The 15,079-nt window shown below is 66.6% G+C and carries 16 protein-coding genes and 1 riboswitch; of the genes, 4 read left to right on the forward strand and 12 right to left on the reverse strand.

What is annotated here, in order from left to right:
* Positions 1-99: 99 nt before the first annotated feature.
* From ttcA to CF70_RS23490, 3 genes are all read right to left on the reverse strand, one after another.
* Complete coding sequence (ttcA, locus tag CF70_RS23480; protein WP_035870424.1) at positions 100-1,032, reverse strand: tRNA 2-thiocytidine(32) synthetase TtcA; 933 nt, start codon at positions 1,030-1,032, stop codon at positions 100-102.
* A gap of 145 nt (positions 1,033-1,177) precedes the next feature.
* Positions 1,178-1,579: a dihydroneopterin aldolase gene (locus CF70_RS23485; RefSeq protein ID WP_035870426.1), complete on the reverse strand. Its 402-nt coding sequence runs from the start codon at positions 1,577-1,579 to the stop codon at positions 1,178-1,180.
* A 61-nt stretch (positions 1,580-1,640) separates the two neighbouring features.
* Complete coding sequence (locus CF70_RS23490; RefSeq protein ID WP_035870427.1) at positions 1,641-2,468, reverse strand: SDR family oxidoreductase; 828 nt, start codon at positions 2,466-2,468, stop codon at positions 1,641-1,643.
* 15 nt (positions 2,469-2,483) lie between these two features.
* Between CF70_RS23490 and CF70_RS23495 the strand changes: the two genes are divergently transcribed.
* Entirely contained in the window at positions 2,484-3,683 is a 1,200-nt protein-coding gene (locus tag CF70_RS23495) for a class I SAM-dependent methyltransferase (RefSeq protein ID WP_035870429.1), read from the forward strand.
* 29 nt (positions 3,684-3,712) lie between these two features.
* Complete coding sequence (locus tag CF70_RS23500) at positions 3,713-3,907, forward strand: DUF2905 domain-containing protein (RefSeq protein WP_035870430.1); 195 nt, start codon at positions 3,713-3,715, stop codon at positions 3,905-3,907.
* 6 nt (positions 3,908-3,913) lie between these two features.
* On the opposite strand, the gene CF70_RS23505 is transcribed toward CF70_RS23500, so the two are convergent.
* From CF70_RS23505 to CF70_RS23520, 4 genes are all read right to left on the reverse strand, one after another.
* Entirely contained in the window at positions 3,914-5,149 is a 1,236-nt protein-coding gene (locus tag CF70_RS23505; RefSeq protein ID WP_035870444.1) for a multifunctional CCA addition/repair protein, read from the reverse strand.
* Positions 5,150-5,157: 8 nt separating this feature from the next.
* Positions 5,158-5,847 carry a glutathione S-transferase family protein gene (locus CF70_RS23510; RefSeq protein WP_035870432.1) on the reverse strand — a complete coding sequence of 230 codons (690 nt, stop codon included), beginning with the start codon at positions 5,845-5,847 and terminating at the stop codon, positions 5,158-5,160.
* A 222-nt stretch (positions 5,848-6,069) separates the two neighbouring features.
* Positions 6,070-7,095 (reverse strand): complex I NDUFA9 subunit family protein, encoded by a 1,026-nt coding sequence (locus CF70_RS23515; RefSeq protein ID WP_035870433.1) that lies wholly within the window; start codon positions 7,093-7,095, stop codon positions 6,070-6,072.
* Between the two features lie 94 nt (positions 7,096-7,189).
* The gene (locus CF70_RS23520; protein WP_035870435.1) at positions 7,190-9,142 is read right to left on the reverse strand and encodes a lytic transglycosylase domain-containing protein; all 1,953 of its coding nucleotides are present in this window, start codon (positions 9,140-9,142) and stop codon (positions 7,190-7,192) included.
* Positions 9,143-9,238: 96 nt separating this feature from the next.
* Between CF70_RS23520 and CF70_RS23525 the strand changes: the two genes are divergently transcribed.
* On the forward strand, positions 9,239-9,847 hold the full coding sequence (locus tag CF70_RS23525; protein WP_051648856.1) for a 5-formyltetrahydrofolate cyclo-ligase: 609 nt from the start codon (positions 9,239-9,241) through the stop codon (positions 9,845-9,847).
* Positions 9,848-9,856: 9 nt separating this feature from the next.
* Here the strand turns inward: CF70_RS23525 and CF70_RS23530 are convergent, their stop codons facing one another.
* The 5 genes from CF70_RS23530 to ahcY form a co-directional block, all read right to left on the reverse strand.
* Entirely contained in the window at positions 9,857-10,615 is a 759-nt protein-coding gene (locus CF70_RS23530) for a Mut7-C RNAse domain-containing protein (protein ID WP_035870437.1), read from the reverse strand.
* A gap of 55 nt (positions 10,616-10,670) precedes the next feature.
* Positions 10,671-11,030, reverse strand: coding sequence for a TfoX/Sxy family protein (locus tag CF70_RS23535; RefSeq protein ID WP_035870439.1), 360 nt, complete (start codon positions 11,028-11,030; stop codon positions 10,671-10,673).
* Between the two features lie 23 nt (positions 11,031-11,053).
* Positions 11,054-11,884: a methylenetetrahydrofolate reductase [NAD(P)H] gene (gene metF / locus CF70_RS23540; protein ID WP_035870440.1), complete on the reverse strand. Its 831-nt coding sequence runs from the start codon at positions 11,882-11,884 to the stop codon at positions 11,054-11,056.
* A gap of 62 nt (positions 11,885-11,946) precedes the next feature.
* Positions 11,947-12,300 (reverse strand): phage holin family protein, encoded by a 354-nt coding sequence (locus CF70_RS23545; RefSeq protein ID WP_035870441.1) that lies wholly within the window; start codon positions 12,298-12,300, stop codon positions 11,947-11,949.
* Between the two features lie 139 nt (positions 12,301-12,439).
* On the reverse strand, positions 12,440-13,873 hold the full coding sequence (gene ahcY, locus CF70_RS23550) for an adenosylhomocysteinase (protein WP_035870442.1): 1,434 nt from the start codon (positions 13,871-13,873) through the stop codon (positions 12,440-12,442).
* 127 nt (positions 13,874-14,000) lie between these two features.
* Positions 14,001-14,081: riboswitch (S-adenosyl-L-homocysteine riboswitch) on the reverse strand.
* 73 nt (positions 14,082-14,154) lie between these two features.
* Here ahcY and thiD point away from each other — a divergent pair.
* Positions 14,155-14,985, forward strand: coding sequence for a bifunctional hydroxymethylpyrimidine kinase/phosphomethylpyrimidine kinase (thiD, locus tag CF70_RS23555; RefSeq protein WP_035870443.1), 831 nt, complete (start codon positions 14,155-14,157; stop codon positions 14,983-14,985).
* Positions 14,986-15,079 lie beyond the last annotated feature (94 nt).

The following is a 15,079-nucleotide window of genomic DNA, read 5'->3' on the forward strand; positions in this document are numbered from 1 at the left end:
ACTGCCTTTGACTTTAAGCCTTTAAGCCTTTGACGTTGACGTTGACGTTGACGTTAAGCAGTTGAAGTTGAAGTTGCAGTTGCAACCAACAACAAACCCTCACTCAACAACAACCCCACCCCCCACCCCCTTCTCAAACCTAACAAACTCCAACTTGTTCTCCTCCATCCCGCCAGCAAAAACCAACGGCTGCTGCGAAAAGGTGGTCTCCCCAAACAGCGCAGCCTCATCCACCTTCGCCAACCCGGTAGCCAGCCCATTGAAGTCAAACAAATCCGTATCTGCCAGATGCGAAGGCACCACACTACGCAGCGCGGCAAAGATATTGTCGGTGCGGCCCGGATTCTGCCGCTCCCACTCGACCAGCATCTCCTTGACCTTCTTGCGCTGCAAGTTCTCCTGCGAACCGCACAGATTGCAAGGAATAATGGGGTACTCCATGGCGCGCGCGTAGGCGGCGATGTCCTTTTCCGGGCAGTAAGCCAGCGGACGGATCACGATATGCTGGCCGTCGTCGGTGGCCAGCTTGGGCGGCATCGCCTTCATCTTGCCGCCGAAGAACAGGTTCAGGAAAAAGGTCTGGATGATGTCGTCGCGGTGGTGGCCCAGCGCGATCTTGTTGGCACCCAGCTCCTTGGCGGTGCGATAGATCACGCCACGGCGCAACCGCGAGCACAGCGAGCAGGTGGTCTTGCCCTCGGGCACCTTCTCCTTGACGATCGAATAGGTATCCGCGTCGACGATCACATATTCCACCCCCACCGATTTCAGGTAGGCGGGCAGGATATGCGCGGGGAAGCCCGGCTGCTTCTGGTCAAGGTTCATCGCGATCAGCTTGAACTTGACCGGCGCGCGCTTCTGCAGCGCCATCAGCACCGACAGCATGGTGTACGAGTCCTTGCCGCCAGACAGGCACACCAGCACCGTGTCGCCATCCTCGATCATCTTGAAATCGCCGATGGCACGGCCCGTCTGCGACTGGAGATAGGTTTCCAGGCGGAAGAAGTTCTTGGAATGCGTGGTGGCGGTCATGGCGATAGGGCGACAGGGCGACGGAGACAACAAAGCGAAGGGCGAAGCGGCGCACAGTGCGGCAGCTGCATCACATGCAGGCTGCCGGGCCGGACAACCGGCTATTTTACCGTGGCCGGCCTCCCCGCGCCGGCGGCTTACTCGCTTACTCGCTCTTGATATGGAAAACCTCGACGCCGACAGAATCGCAGTCCGGGTAGACGTCGGGCTTTTCGGTCGATACGCGCACGGCGCGCACCTTGGGGTGCTTGAGCATGGCGCGCGCCACGTCGTCGCACAGCGTTTCCTGCAGGTGGACGTGGCCTTGCGCCATGCGCTCGGCAACGGTATTGCGCATGAAGTCATAGTCCACCACTTCCTGCAGCTTGTCGTCGTGCGGCGTGCTCTGGGCCAGCGGCACGAACAGGTCGATATTGATCAGCACGCGCTGCTCACCTTTTTTCTCGAATTCGTGCACGCCGATATTGATCTGCACTTCGTAGTTGCGCAGGAACATGCGGCGGCAGTCCTGCAGGCTGGGGTGTGTGAGGGCGGCGAGCATGGTCATGATGGAGAGAGGGGAAAAAGTAGGAAAAGGCACGCGCGGTCTGGGGCGCGCGCCGGATACGTCATTCGGTCAGGAACATCACGTCGCGCGCGAGCGGCATCAGGTGCTGGCCGCCGTCGACGTAAAGCGTGGTGCCGGTCACGGCGCGCGCCTCGGCCAGGTAGGCCACGGCCTGCGCGATGTCCTCGGGCGTGGACGACTGGCCCAGCGGCGTCATGCGGTGGGCGCGCTTGAAGCCGGGGCTCGACTGGTCGCCCGAAACCATGGTGATGCCCGGCGCCACGCCCACCACGCGCAACTTCGGCGCCAGGGCCTGGGCCAGTTGTACCGTGGCGGTCTGCAGCGCCGCCTTGGACAGCGTGTATGACAGGAAATCCGGATTGAGGTTATCCAGCTTCTGGTCAAGCAGGTTGATTACCACGCCGCGCTGCTTGTCCGACAGCGCCCGGTGCATTTCACGCGCCAGCAGCAGCGGCGCGGCCACATTGGTGCGCATATGCGTGTCGAGCGAGGCATAGGAAAAGCTGGTCGCCACGTCATATTGGAACAGCGAGGCATTGTTGACCAGGCAGGTCGGCACGCCCAGCGCTTCGCTGCAGGCAGCGATCAGTCTGGCGGTGGACGCCTCGTCGGCCAGGTCAGCCTGCAGCACCGCCGCCCGGCGGCCGCCGGCGCGGATCTGCCCGGCCAGCGCCTCGGCCTCGGCCAGCGAGCGGTGGCAGTGGACCGCCACGTCCCAGCCGTGGGCGGCCAGTTCCAGCGCGATCACGCGCCCGAGCCGGCGCGCGGCGCCGGTCACGAGCGCAACGCCGCGCGCGGCGGTAGCGGAGGCTGCGGTGGCGGTGGCGCCGGCAGGCGATGCGGAGTCAGGAGATTCGGAGGCTGGCATTGCTACAATCGCGGTATGCACAAAGGCGCTAGTTTACCCCTTCCCCCCGCGGACGCACTCTCGGCGTCCGCCGCGCTGACCGCGCACATCGGCCAGGCCATCGACGACGCAGGCGGCTGGCTTGGTTTCGACCGTTATATGGCGCTTGCGCTATATGCGCCCGGCCTGGGCTACTACAGCGGCGGCGCCGCCAAGTTCGGCCGCGACGCGCGCGACGGCAGCGACTTCATCACCGCCCCCGAACTGAGCCCGTTCTTCGCCCGCACGCTCGCACGCCAGTTCGCGCCGCTGCTGGCGCAGGGCCTGTCGCAGCTGCTGGAATTCGGCGCGGGCACCGGCCGGCTCGCCGCCGACCTGTTGCTCGCGCTGGAGCAGGAAGGCCAGTTGCCCGAGCGCTACGCCATCGTCGAACTGTCCGGCGAGCTGCGCGCGCGCCAGCAGGCCACGCTGGCCGAACGCGCCCCGCACCTGGCGCCGCGCGTGAGCTGGCTGGATACGCTGCCCGGACATTTCGAAGGGATCGTCGTCGGCAATGAAGTGCTCGATGCCATGCCGGTGCGGCTGTTTGCCCGCAGCCATGGCCGCTGGCTGGAGCGCGGCGTAGCCCGCCGGGACGACGATGCCGGTGAAACGGACGCCGCCTTTGTCTTTTCCGACCGCCCGGTGGCGGCCGACGCCCTGCCCGAAGCGCTGCACGCCGTGCCCGGCGACCACGACATCGTCACCGAAACCCACGCCGAGGCGGAGGGCTTCATGCGGGCGGTGGGTACGATGCTGACGCGTGGCGCGGTATTCCTGATCGACTACGGCTTTCCCGCCGCGGAGTATTACCATCCGCAGCGGGTCGGCGGCACGCTGATGTGCCACTACCGCCATCACGCCCACCCGGATCCCTTCCTCTACCCCGGCCTGCAGGACATCACCGCCCACGTCAACTTCAGCGGTATCGCCCACGCCGCCGCCGATGCCGGGCTGACCGTCGCCGGCTTCGCCTCGCAGGCGCGCTTCCTGATGAATGCCGGCATCACCGAGTTGCTGATGGCGCTGGACCCCAACGACACGCGGAATTTCCTGCCTGCGGCCAATGCGGTGCAAAAGCTGCTGTCCGAGGCCGAAATGGGCGAGCTGTTCAAGGTCATCGCGCTGACCCGCGACTTCGATGCGGCGCTGCCGCTGGCGGGATTCGCGCGCGGCGACCGCAGCCACGCGCTATAGTCCGGGCACCTCACCTCAGGCACGCCAACATGCTGCGCTGGACTTTCACCATCTTCCTGGCCGTCATCGTGCTATCGGCGGCGCTGCCGTGGCTGCAAAAGCTGGGGCTGGGCCGGTTGCCGGGAGACCTGCGGTTCCGGTTGTTCGGACGGGAGATTGTGTTGCCGTTTGCGTCGACGATCTTGCTGTCGATGGTGGCGTTGCTGGTAGGGAAGCTGCTGTAGCGGCCCCTACTCTCCCAGCCGCGCCGCCACCGCCGCCACCCGCGCCGCATGCACGCGATCCCTGATCAGGCTGACGTTGTCGGCGCATTCCCGCGCCACCGCGCCCGCATCCACCGAAGCCGCCGCCTCCAGCGCCATCAATAGCCGCGCCGCCTGCGGATACTCCCGGTCCTCGAACCCGAGCCGCCCGCGCGCATCGGCCTCGCATGCCTGCAGCGCTTCAGCAAAACGCGCCGGCTTGCGCAATGCATCGCAACGCTCCAGCAGGCGCGTCAATGCCGCCGCGCCGAACGCCTCCGAACGATGGATATTGCCGTGCTCACGCGCCACCACCACCGCCAGATCGCGGCAGTCGGTCGGCACGCGCAGGCGCTTGCAGACGGCTTCGAGCAATTCCACGCTGCGTTGCTCATGCCCGAGATGGCGCGGCAGCACATCATCCGGCGTAGTGCCTTTGCCCAGGTCATGCGCCAGCGCGGCAAAGCGCATCGCCAGCGAGCCTCCCATGGTGGCGGCGGTATCCACCACCATCATCACGTGCACCCCGGTATCCACCTCGGGATGGTAATCGGCGCGCTGCGGCACGCCCCACAGCCGGTCCAGCTCGGGCAGCAGGCGCGCCAGCGCGCCGCATTCGCGCAGCACCTCGAACATGCGCGAGGGCCGCGCCTCCATCAGGCCGCGCGCGAGTTCCTGCCAGACGCGCTCGGCCACCAGCGCGTCGACCTCGCCGGCCTCCACCATGCGCCGCATCAGCACCAGCGTCTCGGGCGCCACGGTGAAATCGATGAAACGCGCGGCAAAGCGCGCCACGCGCAGGATGCGTACCGGATCTTCGGCAAAGGCGTCCGACACATGCCGGAACTGCCGCGCGGCAAGGTCGCGCCGTCCGCCGTAGGGATCGATCACGGGACCGGCGAGCGCGCCGTCGTCGTCCACCGCCTGCGCCATGGCGTTGATGGTGAGGTCGCGCCGCACCAGGTCGTCTTCCAGCGTCACGTCCGGCGAGCAGTAGAAAGCAAAGCCCTTGTAACCGGCCGCGGTCTTGCGCTCGGTGCGGGCGAGCGCGTACTCCTCCCTGGTCCGGGGATGGAGAAAGACCGGGAAATCCTTGCCCACCGGCTTGTAGCCAGCGGCTTCCATCTCGGCCGGGGTCGCGCCCACCACGACGTAGTCGCGGTCCTGGCTGGGCTGGCCCAGCAGGGCGTCGCGGATGGCACCGCCTACGGCATACACCTGCATGGACATGCTCAATGGTTGATCACGATCGCGTCGGCGCGATCGGGGGCCAGCCGGTAGGGCTCGTCGGACGCCAGGAAATCGCGCTCTTCGCGCGCATCGGCGATCCAGGCCTGCATGGCCGGCAGCGCGAGCATGAAGTCCGCGTATTGCTTGGCGGCATCGGGCAGGTGGATGCCATAGGTGGCAAAGCGGCTGACCACCGGCGCGAAGTACGCATCGGCGATGGTGAAGGTGCCGAACAGGAACGGACCGTCGGCGGCATGGCGCGCGCGCAGTTCGGACCAGATTGTGGCGATGCGGCTGACATCGCGCTGCACCGCCACGTTCCAGCCGCGGCCCGGCAGCACCGCGGTGACGTTCATCGGCAACTGGCTGCGCAGGTTGACGAAACCCGAATGCATCTCGGCGCAGATCGAGCGCGCGTACGCCCGCTGCGCGCGGTCGGCCGGCCACAGTTGCTTCTCGGGGAAGGATTCGGCCAGGTATTCGGCAATCGACAGCGTATCCCACACGGTGATGTCGCCATCGACCAGCACCGGCACCTTGCCCGTGGGCGAGTGCTGCGCGATGACTTCCTCAAACCCCGGCGCGAACAGGCGCACCTTGATTTCCTCGAAGGCGATGCCGGCATGCTGCATCAGCAACCAGGGGCGCAGCGACCAGGACGAGTAGTTCTTGTTGCCGATGACGAGCTTCATCGCGAAATCCTTGCAGGAAACATGGGGGAGAGTGAGGCCGGGGCAAACCGCCACGCGATGGAGCGGGCGGGACAACGCGCCGGCGAACGAACCATTGTAGCCAGCCGCGCCGAGCCCCTCAAAGCGAATTACGCTCGCAGCGATGTGAAACCAGGTCACAAGCGGGCAGCCTGGCCAGGTGCCTGATCAACCTGCGCCCGGCCGCGCCGGGCGGCTGATGGCTCAGCGATATACGCTACGCCGCAGAACCTGCATATAGCTTTCGTGCCCACGGCCCGCCAGCACGTCGGTCATCACCACTTCGAGCCCCACCGGCTGGCGCAGGCCAAGTTCGGGCGCGATAGGCCCGTGCATGACGTTGTCGAGCCGCATGGAGTCGAGGTTGTCGCGCGACATTACCGGCGCGCCCGGCAAATGTTCCAGCATGGCCGCCTGCACGCGCGCGAGCGCGTCAGGCAGGTGCAGGACCGGGCGCGGATGGCCGCTGGCGCGGCCGGCATAGCGCACCAGCTCCTCCAGCGTATAGACCTGCGGTCCCGCCAGGTCGTAGGCGCGGCCGATGGTAGCCGGCGCGGCCATGGCGTTGACGAAGGCCTGCGCCACGTCCTCCACGTACACCGGCTGGAATTTCGCCTGCGCGCAGGCCAGCGGCACCACCGGCGCCAGTTGCTGCATATGGGCGAAGAGATTGAGGAAATGATCGTCGGGGCCGAAGATCACGGACGGCCGGACGATGGTCCAGTCCAGGCCGCTGTCGCGCACGACGCGCTCGCCGTCGCCCTTGCTGCGCAGGTACATCGACGGGCCCGAGCTGTCGGCGCCCAGCGCGCTCATGTGCAACAGCCTGCGGACACCGGTGCGCCTGCAGGATTCCACGATGCGCCGCGGCACCTCCACATGCGCAAAGGCGAAAGCCTCGCCGTAGGGCTCGGCGCGTTCGCCGTGGAGAATCCCGACCAGGTTGACGACGATGCCCTCGGTGCCGAGCGTGCCGATGGCCGCGTCCAGCGCGACATCGTTTCTCACGTCCAGCCCGGTCACCTCCACCCGTGGCAGCAGCAGCAGGTGCTGCGCGTGCTCGGCGTCACGGGTGGCGACCACGATGCGTTCAGGGTCGAGGGGCGGCTCCACGACGGTGCCAGGCTCCAGAGGAGTGGCCGACGCGGTGGCAACGCCTGCAAGCCGGGCTACCAGATGACTGCCGACGAAGCCGGCCCCTCCGATCACTAGAACATTGCTGATCTGCATGGATTTCTCCGTGGCAAGGCATGACTGGCGCGTCCCCAGGGCTGGTGAACGCACCGGCAACCGCATTGGCCGGCAGACCGCGCGCCCCTGAGGCTCAGGGCAGGCTGGTGGTGGTGATCTGCGACGGTGCCACCGTGCCCAGGCGGTCCTTGAGCGACTGCGGCCGGCCGCTCATCAATGCAGCATAGTACGTGGCGTTGGACAGCACGTTCTTGACGTAGGTCCGGGTCTCCGAAAAAGGAATGGTCTCGGCGAAGATCGCGCCCTCGACCTGGCGCTGCAGGCTGGAGCGCCAGCTCTTGGGTCGGCCGGGACCCGCGTTGTAGGCGGCCGATGCCAGCGTCCAGGAACTGTCCAGGTCGGTAAAGACCATGCTCATGTAGTTGGTGCCGAGCATGATGTTGACATTGGGATCGCTCATCATCGACGGCGAGAAGTCCGACATGCCGATCTTGCGTGCGACCCACTTGGCGGTGGCCGGCATCACCTGCATCAGCCCGTGGGCGCCCGCCGAGGAGCGCGCGTTCATGATGAAGCGCGATTCCTGGCGCACCAGGCCGTAGGCCCATGCCATGTCCAGGCCCACTTCGTCGGTGGCACGCTGCATGATGTCGCGGTACGGCATCAGGAAGCGCAGCGAGAAGTCGTGCTCGGCCTGGGTGCGGTCGGCGGTGTTGACGGCGCGGTCCAGCAGCTCGATGCGGCGGGCGTAGTCGGCGGCGGCCAGCAGCTGGCGGTCAGTCATGCCGCGCAGCTCCCAGTTCCACTCGCGGTTGCCCTCGAAGCGCAGGTTGAGATCGTAGAGCTTCTGCGCCCGCAGGAAGCCCGGGCGGGTGCGCATGGCGTTGGTCTCGGCATCGCTGACCTGGGTGCGGGCCGGCAGCACGATGCGATTGCCCAGTTCCTCGCTGGCCAGCTGGCCGTAGAAGTTGAACTGGCCGGCAATCGACTGGAACTGCTTCTCGGCCTCGGCGCCACGGTTGTCTGCCTTGAGCGCGCGGCCGTACCAGTAGGTCCAGGCCGGGTCCTTGGCGCGCAGTTCGGGGCGCATCAGTTCCACCGCCTGGCGCACCTGCTTCCAGTCGCCCTGGCGCAGCGCGGCGCGCACGCGCCACTCCTGGGTTTCGTCGGACAGCCACTGGTTGCCGCCCTGGTCGATCTGGCGGCGGTAGTAGCCGGCGGCTTCGGGCGCCAGCTTCTTGGCCGCGAACTGGCCGATCACGCCCCAGCCGGAGCCCTGCTCGTCGCGCGACAGGCTGCCGGCGTTGGCGCTCAGGTAGGCCGCGGCCTGGGCGGGATCGTTGCGCGCCATCTTGACCACGGTGGCGAGCGTGTTGCTGTCGCCGCGTGTGTCGGGCGCGGTGGCGGCGATGCGCGCGGCCAGGGTCACATAGTTCTGCTCGAGCGCCTGGCGCGCCTGGAAGGCCACGTCGCTGGGCTCGATCTGGCGGCTTTGCACCAGGTAGCCGATCAGGTCGACACAGCCTTCGCCGTAGTACCTCGGATCGCTCAGCGCGGCGCGTGCATCCGCCGCCACGTTCTGGCCCTTGAGCGCACGCGACAACAGCGCATAGCATTCGACCTGCGTATCGTCCTTGAGCACGAACTGCGGGTATTCGACGTCGAAATTGGCCCAGTCGCGCTTCTTGCCCAGCACCAGCAGCCAGTCGTTGCGCATGCGGTCGGCAATGGCTTCGCCCTTGTAGCGCTGCAGGAAAGCGCGCACCTGGTCGTCGGGGGCGTCGATGCGGGCCAGGCCGCTGGCGTCGAACATCTGCGGCTTGATGCGGAAGTACTCGACGTAGGACGAGATCGGGTAGTCCACCAGGGTGGCCGAGATGGCGTCGGCGCGGACCACGTCGTTCTTGCGGGCGGCTTCGCGCAGCGCCACGAAAGCGTCGTCGGGGTTGCTCGGGATGGTGAGCGACTGCGGTTGCGGTTGCGGCTGGGGCTTCTTCTGCGCAAATACCGGCGTGGCGAGCAGTGCGCACGCGATTGCCGCCAGGGCGGCCTTGGCCGCACGCTGCGGATATACTCCCTTCGGCATTCTTCTTCCTTGTTGTGACGGTCGGGCAACCCCTTCGGGGGGCGCCTATCCGGCCGTGCAATGTTTGGTCAATCGCAGACATTATCCCACGCAGTCATGCCCAGCGACGACGTTCGCCCCCCTTCTCGCGAGCCCGCCAGGCCAGACCCCGCCACGGAGCGCGGGGCACTGCGCCGCCATTTGCTGGCGCTGCGCGCCACGCTGCCGTGGCGCCCCGGCGCCGACGCCGCCATCGAGGCCGCCCTCGCCACCCTGCTGGACCGCCTGCCGGTGCATCGCCTGGGTTTCTACTGGCCGATCCAGCAGGAATTCGATGCCCGCGCGGTGGTCTCGCGCTGGCTCGCCGGAGCCCCCGCGCGCCAGGCGGCCCTGCCGGTGGTCAGCCGGCCGGGCGTACCGCTGGACTTCCATTTGTGGGAGCCGGCGACGCCAATGGTCGCCGGGCACTATGGGATTCCCGTGCCGGACGGCACGCCGCCCCTGCTGCCCGATGTCCTTCTTATTCCCTGTGTCGGTTTCAGCCCGGAGAAGTTCCGGCTGGGGTATGGCGGCGGCTTCTATGACCGTACGCTGGCGGCGCTGGCTGCCGCTGGCAGCACACCGCTGGCGATCGGCATCGGCTACGAAGCCTGCCGTATCGCGCTGGCGCCGCAACCGCACGACCTGCCGATGGACTGGATAGTCAGCGAGGCCGGCGCCTTCTGATCCGCCGGCTCAATCCGGGCCGCCCGGCACCAGTTCATCCACCAGTTCGCGCATATGCCGCCAGTGCGACCCCTCCCAGAACACACGCTGGCAACATCCGCACGTAACAAACCGCTCCTGCCGCGCGAACACGCCCGCCGGCACCCGACCATCCACCTCGGCCTTGCCGATCTCCAGCAGCGGCACATTGCAATCCAGGCACAGCGAGAACGGCCGCGCGCTGCGGGCCAGGTCCAGCCGCGCGAAGATCTCGCGCAACTGCGGCGTGGCCTTGATGGCGCGCACATAGCAGCCGTGGGTCACGCCGCGGCGCTTGAGCAGCTCGCGGTCGCGCGTGAGCACGATGCGTCCCTCGCGCATGGCGATGGCCTCGATCTCGCTATCGGCGAAATGGTTGTCGTAAAGGGTATCGAAGCCGGTCAGCCGCAGCAGGTGGGCCAGCCCGCCCAGGTGGGCGTCGGCAACGAAGCGCGTCGTGCGTAGTGGCTCGCCGCGCACGCGCAGCAGCGGTGTGACGTCGAAGGCTTCGAACTTGGGATAGACGGACACGCGGTCGCCGTCCTGCAGCAGGCGCTCGAATCCGCATGACTCGCCGTTCACCAGGATCAGTTCGACCTCGGTGTGCGGTACCCCCAGCGCCTCGATCATGTGCTTGACGGTGGCGGCGCGCGCGCAGGCGCAAACGCAGTCCAGCCCGCGCTGCGCACGCGGCAGGAAGTCGTTCAGTTCCTCGTAGAAACGAAACGTAGCGGTGACGGCGGTGGCCATGAGCCAAAGTATGCCACCACGCGGCCGGGTGCCGGAACGGGTTCCGGTCCGCCGTTCAGCCGGCCTGGTTGGCCAGCCGCAGCGTGGATTCCACCGACAGCCGCGCCCAGGCCGTCATGGCCTCGGCCGACTCCAGGCAGGCCGGCGGCGCGCTCAGGTAGTGAAGCATGGCGATCTCGCGCCCGGCACGGTTGTAGCGGAACGGCTCGCCGCCCTCGGCCTTGAAACGAGCGCGCGTCCTGTCGTCGACTTTCAGGAAGCAGCGCCCGCCCAGGACCAGCGCGAACACCAGGCCGTCGTAGTACAAGGCATGGCCGCCGAACATGCGGCGCGAGGTGATCGGCCCGATGCGCGCCGCCAGCGGCCCCATCAGTTCGAGCAGGTGGTCGATGAAGGGATCGGGGCGGCGTGGCATCGCGTCTGGCGCCGGTAGATGCCTTAGAGCTTCAGGCGCTGCCAGATCGCCTTGGTCGCGCTGGCCGTGTTGAGCGTATAGAAATGCAGCCCCGGTACGCCGGCCGCCAGCAAACGCTCGCACAGCGCGGTGACCACGTCCAGGCCAAAGGCGCGGATCGATTCGCGGTCGTCGCCAAAGCCTTCCAGCCGCTTGGCCACCCAGCGCGGCACTTCGGCACCGCACATCTCGGAGAAGCGCATCAGCTGCGAGGAATTGGTGATCGGCATGATGCCCGGCACGATCGGCACTTCCACGCCCATGGCGCGCACGTCGTCGACGAAGCGGAAGTACGCGTCGGCGTTGAAGAAGTACTGGGTGATGGCGGAGTCGGCGCCGGCCTTGACCTTGCGCTCGAAATTCTCGAGATCGTGGCGCGGCGACTTGGCCTGCGGGTGGTATTCGGGATAGGCCGCCACTTCAATATTGAACCAGTCGCCGGTTTCGGCGCGGATGAATTCCACCAGCTCGTTGGCAAAGCGGAACTCGCCGATCTCGCCCATGCCCGACGGCATGTCGCCGCGCAGCGCCACGATATGGCGGATGCCGCCATCGCGATAGGTCTTGAGGATTTCGCGGATGCTCTCGCGCGAGGAACCCACGCACGACAGGTGCGGCGCGGCCTCTATGCCTTCGCGCTGGATTTCCAGCACGGCATCCAGCGTGCCCTGCTGGGTGGTGCCGCCGGCGCCGAACGTCACCGAGATGAACTTGGGATGCAGCGGAGCGAGCTGCGCACGCGTGTTGCGCAGCTTCTCGGCGCCCTCCGCCGTCTTGGGCGGGAAGAATTCGAAGCTGAAGTAGCGGTCTTGCATGATGGTGGCGCGCCGCCTATGGCGCGGCGCGCTGAAAAATTGGCATGGGACGCCAGCAGGCGTCAGGCGCTGCGGCGCTCGCCCAGCAGCAGGCTGGACAGCGCCCAGGAGATCACGCTGTAGAGGATCGAGCCTAGCAAGGCCGCGCCAAAGCCGGTGACCACGAAACCGGCCAGCAGCTTGCCCACGAACAGGAACAGCAGCGCGTTGATCACGAAGATAAACAGGCCAAGCGTCAGCAGCGTCACCGGCAAGGTGAGGATCACCAGGATCGGGCGGATCAAGGTATTCACCAGGCCGAGCACCAGGGCGGCAATCATGGCCGAGCCGAAGCCGCCAAGATGAATCCCATCGATCAGGCTACCCACCAGGAACAGCGCGGCGGCATTGATGATCCAGACGGCCAACAGTCTCATGACGACTCCTTCGCTTGGGTGAAACGGATTCCGGGCAGGACGCCCGCGGCGTGGGCACGCCGCGGGTTGACGATCCGGGGATCGGTCAGAGGCAGATCAAAAGCTGATCTGCCGATCTGCTGATCAGCGGATCAGCAGATCAATAGCGGTAGTGATCGGCCTTGTACGGGCCTTCCTTCTTCACGCCGATATAGGCTGCCTGCTGCTCGGTCAGCTCGGACAGTTGCGCGTTGAGCTTCTTCAGCTGCAGGCGCGCGACCTTCTCGTCCAGATGCTTGGGCAGCGTGTAGACGCCGACCGGGTACTTGCCGCTATCGCGTTCCTGCCACAGTTCGATCTGGGCGATGGTCTGGTTGGCGAACGAGCTGCTCATCACGTACGACGGGTGGCCCGTGCCGCAGCCCAGGTTCACCAGGCGGCCCTTGGCCAGGATGATGATCTTCTTGCTGGGTTGATCGCCAACCGCGGGGAACACCACGTGGTCGACCTGCGGCTTGATCTCGTCCCACTCGTACTTTTCCAGCGAGGCGATGTCGATCTCGTTGTCGAAGTGGCCGATGTTGCAGACGATGGCCTGGTCCTTCATCTTGGCCATGTGGTCATGCGTGATGACGTGGTAGTTGCCGGTGCAGGTGACGAAGATGTCGGCCTTGTCGGCAGCGTATTCCATGGTCACCACGCGGTAGCCTTCCATCGCGGCCTGCAGTGCGCAGATCGGGTCGACTTCGGTCACCCACACCTGGGCCGACAGGGCGCGCAGTGCCTGCGCGCTGCCCTTGCCCACGTCGCCGTAGCCTGCCACCAGCGCGACCTTGCCAGCGATCATCACGTCGGTGGCGCGCTTGATGCCGTCCACCAGCGATTCACGGCAGCCATACAGGTTGTCGAACTTGCTCTTGGTCACCGAGTCGTTGACGTTGATGGCGGGGAACTTGAGTTCGCCCTTTTGCGCCATCTGGTACAGGCGGTGCACGCCCGTGGTGGTTTCCTCGGTCACGCCCTTGATGGCGTCCAGGTTGCGGCTGTACCAGGACGGGTCCTTGGCCAGCTTTTCCTTGATCGCGGCGAACAGGAAGGTTTCTTCCTCGCTGCCCGGCTTGGCGATCAGCGATGCGTCCTTCTCGGCGCGGGCGCCCAGGTGCAGCAGCAGCGTGGCGTCGCCGCCGTCGTCCAGGATCATGTTGGGGGTGCCGCCATCCGCCCAGTCGAAGATGCGATGGGTGAAGTCCCAGTATTCCTTCAGCGATTCGCCCTTGAAGGCGAACACCGGCGTGCCCGAGGCGGCGATGGCCGCGGCAGCGTGGTCCTGGGTCGAGAAGATGTTGCACGAAGCCCAGCGCACGTCGGCGCCGAGCGCGGCCAGCGTCTCGATCAGCACGGCGGTCTGGATGGTCATGTGCAGCGAGCCGGCGATGCGCGCGCCCTTCAGGGGCTGGGCGGCGGCGAACTCGTCGCGGATGGCCATCAGGCCGGGCATTTCGGTTTCGGCGATGGCGATTTCCTTGCGGCCCCAGCCTGCGAGGTTGATGTCAGCCACCAGGTAATCGTTCTTGAGGTCAGTCACTGCGTTCATGTTTCACTCCGATGAAGAGTGGCGACGAAGGACAAGTGCGGGGGATACGGCCGCGCCATGCCGTGGCGGAAAAAGCCACTTTGCATAACGGGCGGATAGGTCGACTCGCCTCCGTGTTTGTGCCACGGATCAGCGAGCGCCGTTGAAGACAGTCCGAGCCTGGCGAATGGCACAATGGGGTCCATTCGTTGCAACGCTCCTCGGAGTGGCGGTATTGTAGCCTGCCAAAAGGCGCCGCGCATTGCCGCCAACACGTTTTTTATTTGCCGCCCGTCCGATACATGACCCAGACGACACACCGCCCCCCGCGCACCCTGACCATCGCCGGCTCCGACTCGGGAGGCGGCGCCGGCATCCAGGCCGATCTCAAGACCTTTGCTGCTCTGGGCTGCTTCGGCATGAGCGCGATCACCGCCATCACCGCCCAGAACACCCTGGGCGTGACCGGCGTGCACGCCATCCCGGCCGACATGGTGGCGGCGCAGATCGACGCGGTGGCCAGCGATATCGGGGTGGATGCGGCCAAGACCGGCATGTTGGGCACGGCGGCCATCGTCGAAGCCGTAGCCGCCGCGCTGGACCGCCACGGCATCCGCCGGCTGGTGGTGGACCCCGTGATGATTTCCACCTCCGGGGCCACACTGGCGGACGACGCCACCACCCGGGCCATGGTCGGCCTGCTGTTCCCGCGCGCCGCGCTGGTCACGCCCAACCTGCCGGAAGCGTCCTATCTGCTGGGCCGCAAGATCACCCGGCGTGACGAAATGGAGCAGGCGGCACGCGACCTGGCCGCGCTGGGCTGCCCGGCGGTGCTGCTCAAGGGCGGGCACCTGGATCCGGAAGATCCCGGCCTGGACGACCTGCTGCTGAGCGCCGACGGCACTGTGCGTGTGTTCTCCCATCCACGCGTGGACACCCGCAACCTGCATGGCACCGGCTGCACGCTGGCGGCGGCCATCACGGCACAACTCGCGCGCGGCGATACGCTGGAGGACGCGGTGGAGGTGGCGCTGGATTTTGTGGCCGATGCGATCGTGGCCGGAGCCGACCTGGACCTGGGAGCGGGCAATGGCCCGCTGAATCATGGATTTTCGCCGCGGGTGCTGGGTTAAAACGCGAGCAATGCCAATGCAAAGCGAGCGGGCCACATCGGCGCGCGATGCGAAGCGAGCCCTCCAAGCGATGCGAAGCGAGCCGTGAAGGTGT

It is taken from the genome of Cupriavidus sp. SK-3 (assembly GCF_000611145.1).
Taxonomy (GTDB): Bacteria; Pseudomonadota; Gammaproteobacteria; order Burkholderiales; family Burkholderiaceae; genus Cupriavidus.

What these genes read in the sequence shown, in the direction of transcription:
- ttcA (WP_035870424.1), bottom strand. Translation starts at nt 1,032, where the DNA reads ATGACCGCCACCACGCATTCCAAGAACTTCTTCCGCCTGGAAACCTAT.
- CF70_RS23485 (WP_035870426.1), bottom strand. Translation starts at nt 1,579, where the DNA reads ATGACCATGCTCGCCGCCCTCACACACCCCAGCCTGCAGGACTGCCGC.
- CF70_RS23490 (WP_035870427.1), bottom strand. Translation starts at nt 2,468, where the DNA reads ATGCCAGCCTCCGAATCTCCTGACTCCGCATCGCCTGCCGGCGCCACC.
- CF70_RS23495 (WP_035870429.1), top strand. Translation starts at nt 2,484, where the DNA reads ATGCACAAAGGCGCTAGTTTACCCCTTCCCCCCGCGGACGCACTCTCG.
- CF70_RS23500 (WP_035870430.1), top strand. Translation starts at nt 3,713, where the DNA reads ATGCTGCGCTGGACTTTCACCATCTTCCTGGCCGTCATCGTGCTATCG.
- CF70_RS23505 (WP_035870444.1), bottom strand. Translation starts at nt 5,149, where the DNA reads ATGCAGGTGTATGCCGTAGGCGGTGCCATCCGCGACGCCCTGCTGGGC.
- CF70_RS23510 (WP_035870432.1), bottom strand. Translation starts at nt 5,847, where the DNA reads ATGAAGCTCGTCATCGGCAACAAGAACTACTCGTCCTGGTCGCTGCGC.
- CF70_RS23515 (WP_035870433.1), bottom strand. Translation starts at nt 7,095, where the DNA reads ATGCAGATCAGCAATGTTCTAGTGATCGGAGGGGCCGGCTTCGTCGGC.
- CF70_RS23520 (WP_035870435.1), bottom strand. Translation starts at nt 9,142, where the DNA reads ATGCCGAAGGGAGTATATCCGCAGCGTGCGGCCAAGGCCGCCCTGGCG.
- CF70_RS23525 (WP_051648856.1), top strand. Translation starts at nt 9,239, where the DNA reads ATGCCCAGCGACGACGTTCGCCCCCCTTCTCGCGAGCCCGCCAGGCCA.
- CF70_RS23530 (WP_035870437.1), bottom strand. Translation starts at nt 10,615, where the DNA reads ATGGCCACCGCCGTCACCGCTACGTTTCGTTTCTACGAGGAACTGAAC.
- CF70_RS23535 (WP_035870439.1), bottom strand. Translation starts at nt 11,030, where the DNA reads ATGCCACGCCGCCCCGATCCCTTCATCGACCACCTGCTCGAACTGATG.
- metF (WP_035870440.1), bottom strand. Translation starts at nt 11,884, where the DNA reads ATGCAAGACCGCTACTTCAGCTTCGAATTCTTCCCGCCCAAGACGGCG.
- CF70_RS23545 (WP_035870441.1), bottom strand. Translation starts at nt 12,300, where the DNA reads ATGAGACTGTTGGCCGTCTGGATCATCAATGCCGCCGCGCTGTTCCTG.
- ahcY (WP_035870442.1), bottom strand. Translation starts at nt 13,873, where the DNA reads ATGAACGCAGTGACTGACCTCAAGAACGATTACCTGGTGGCTGACATC.
- thiD (WP_035870443.1), top strand. Translation starts at nt 14,155, where the DNA reads ATGACCCAGACGACACACCGCCCCCCGCGCACCCTGACCATCGCCGGC.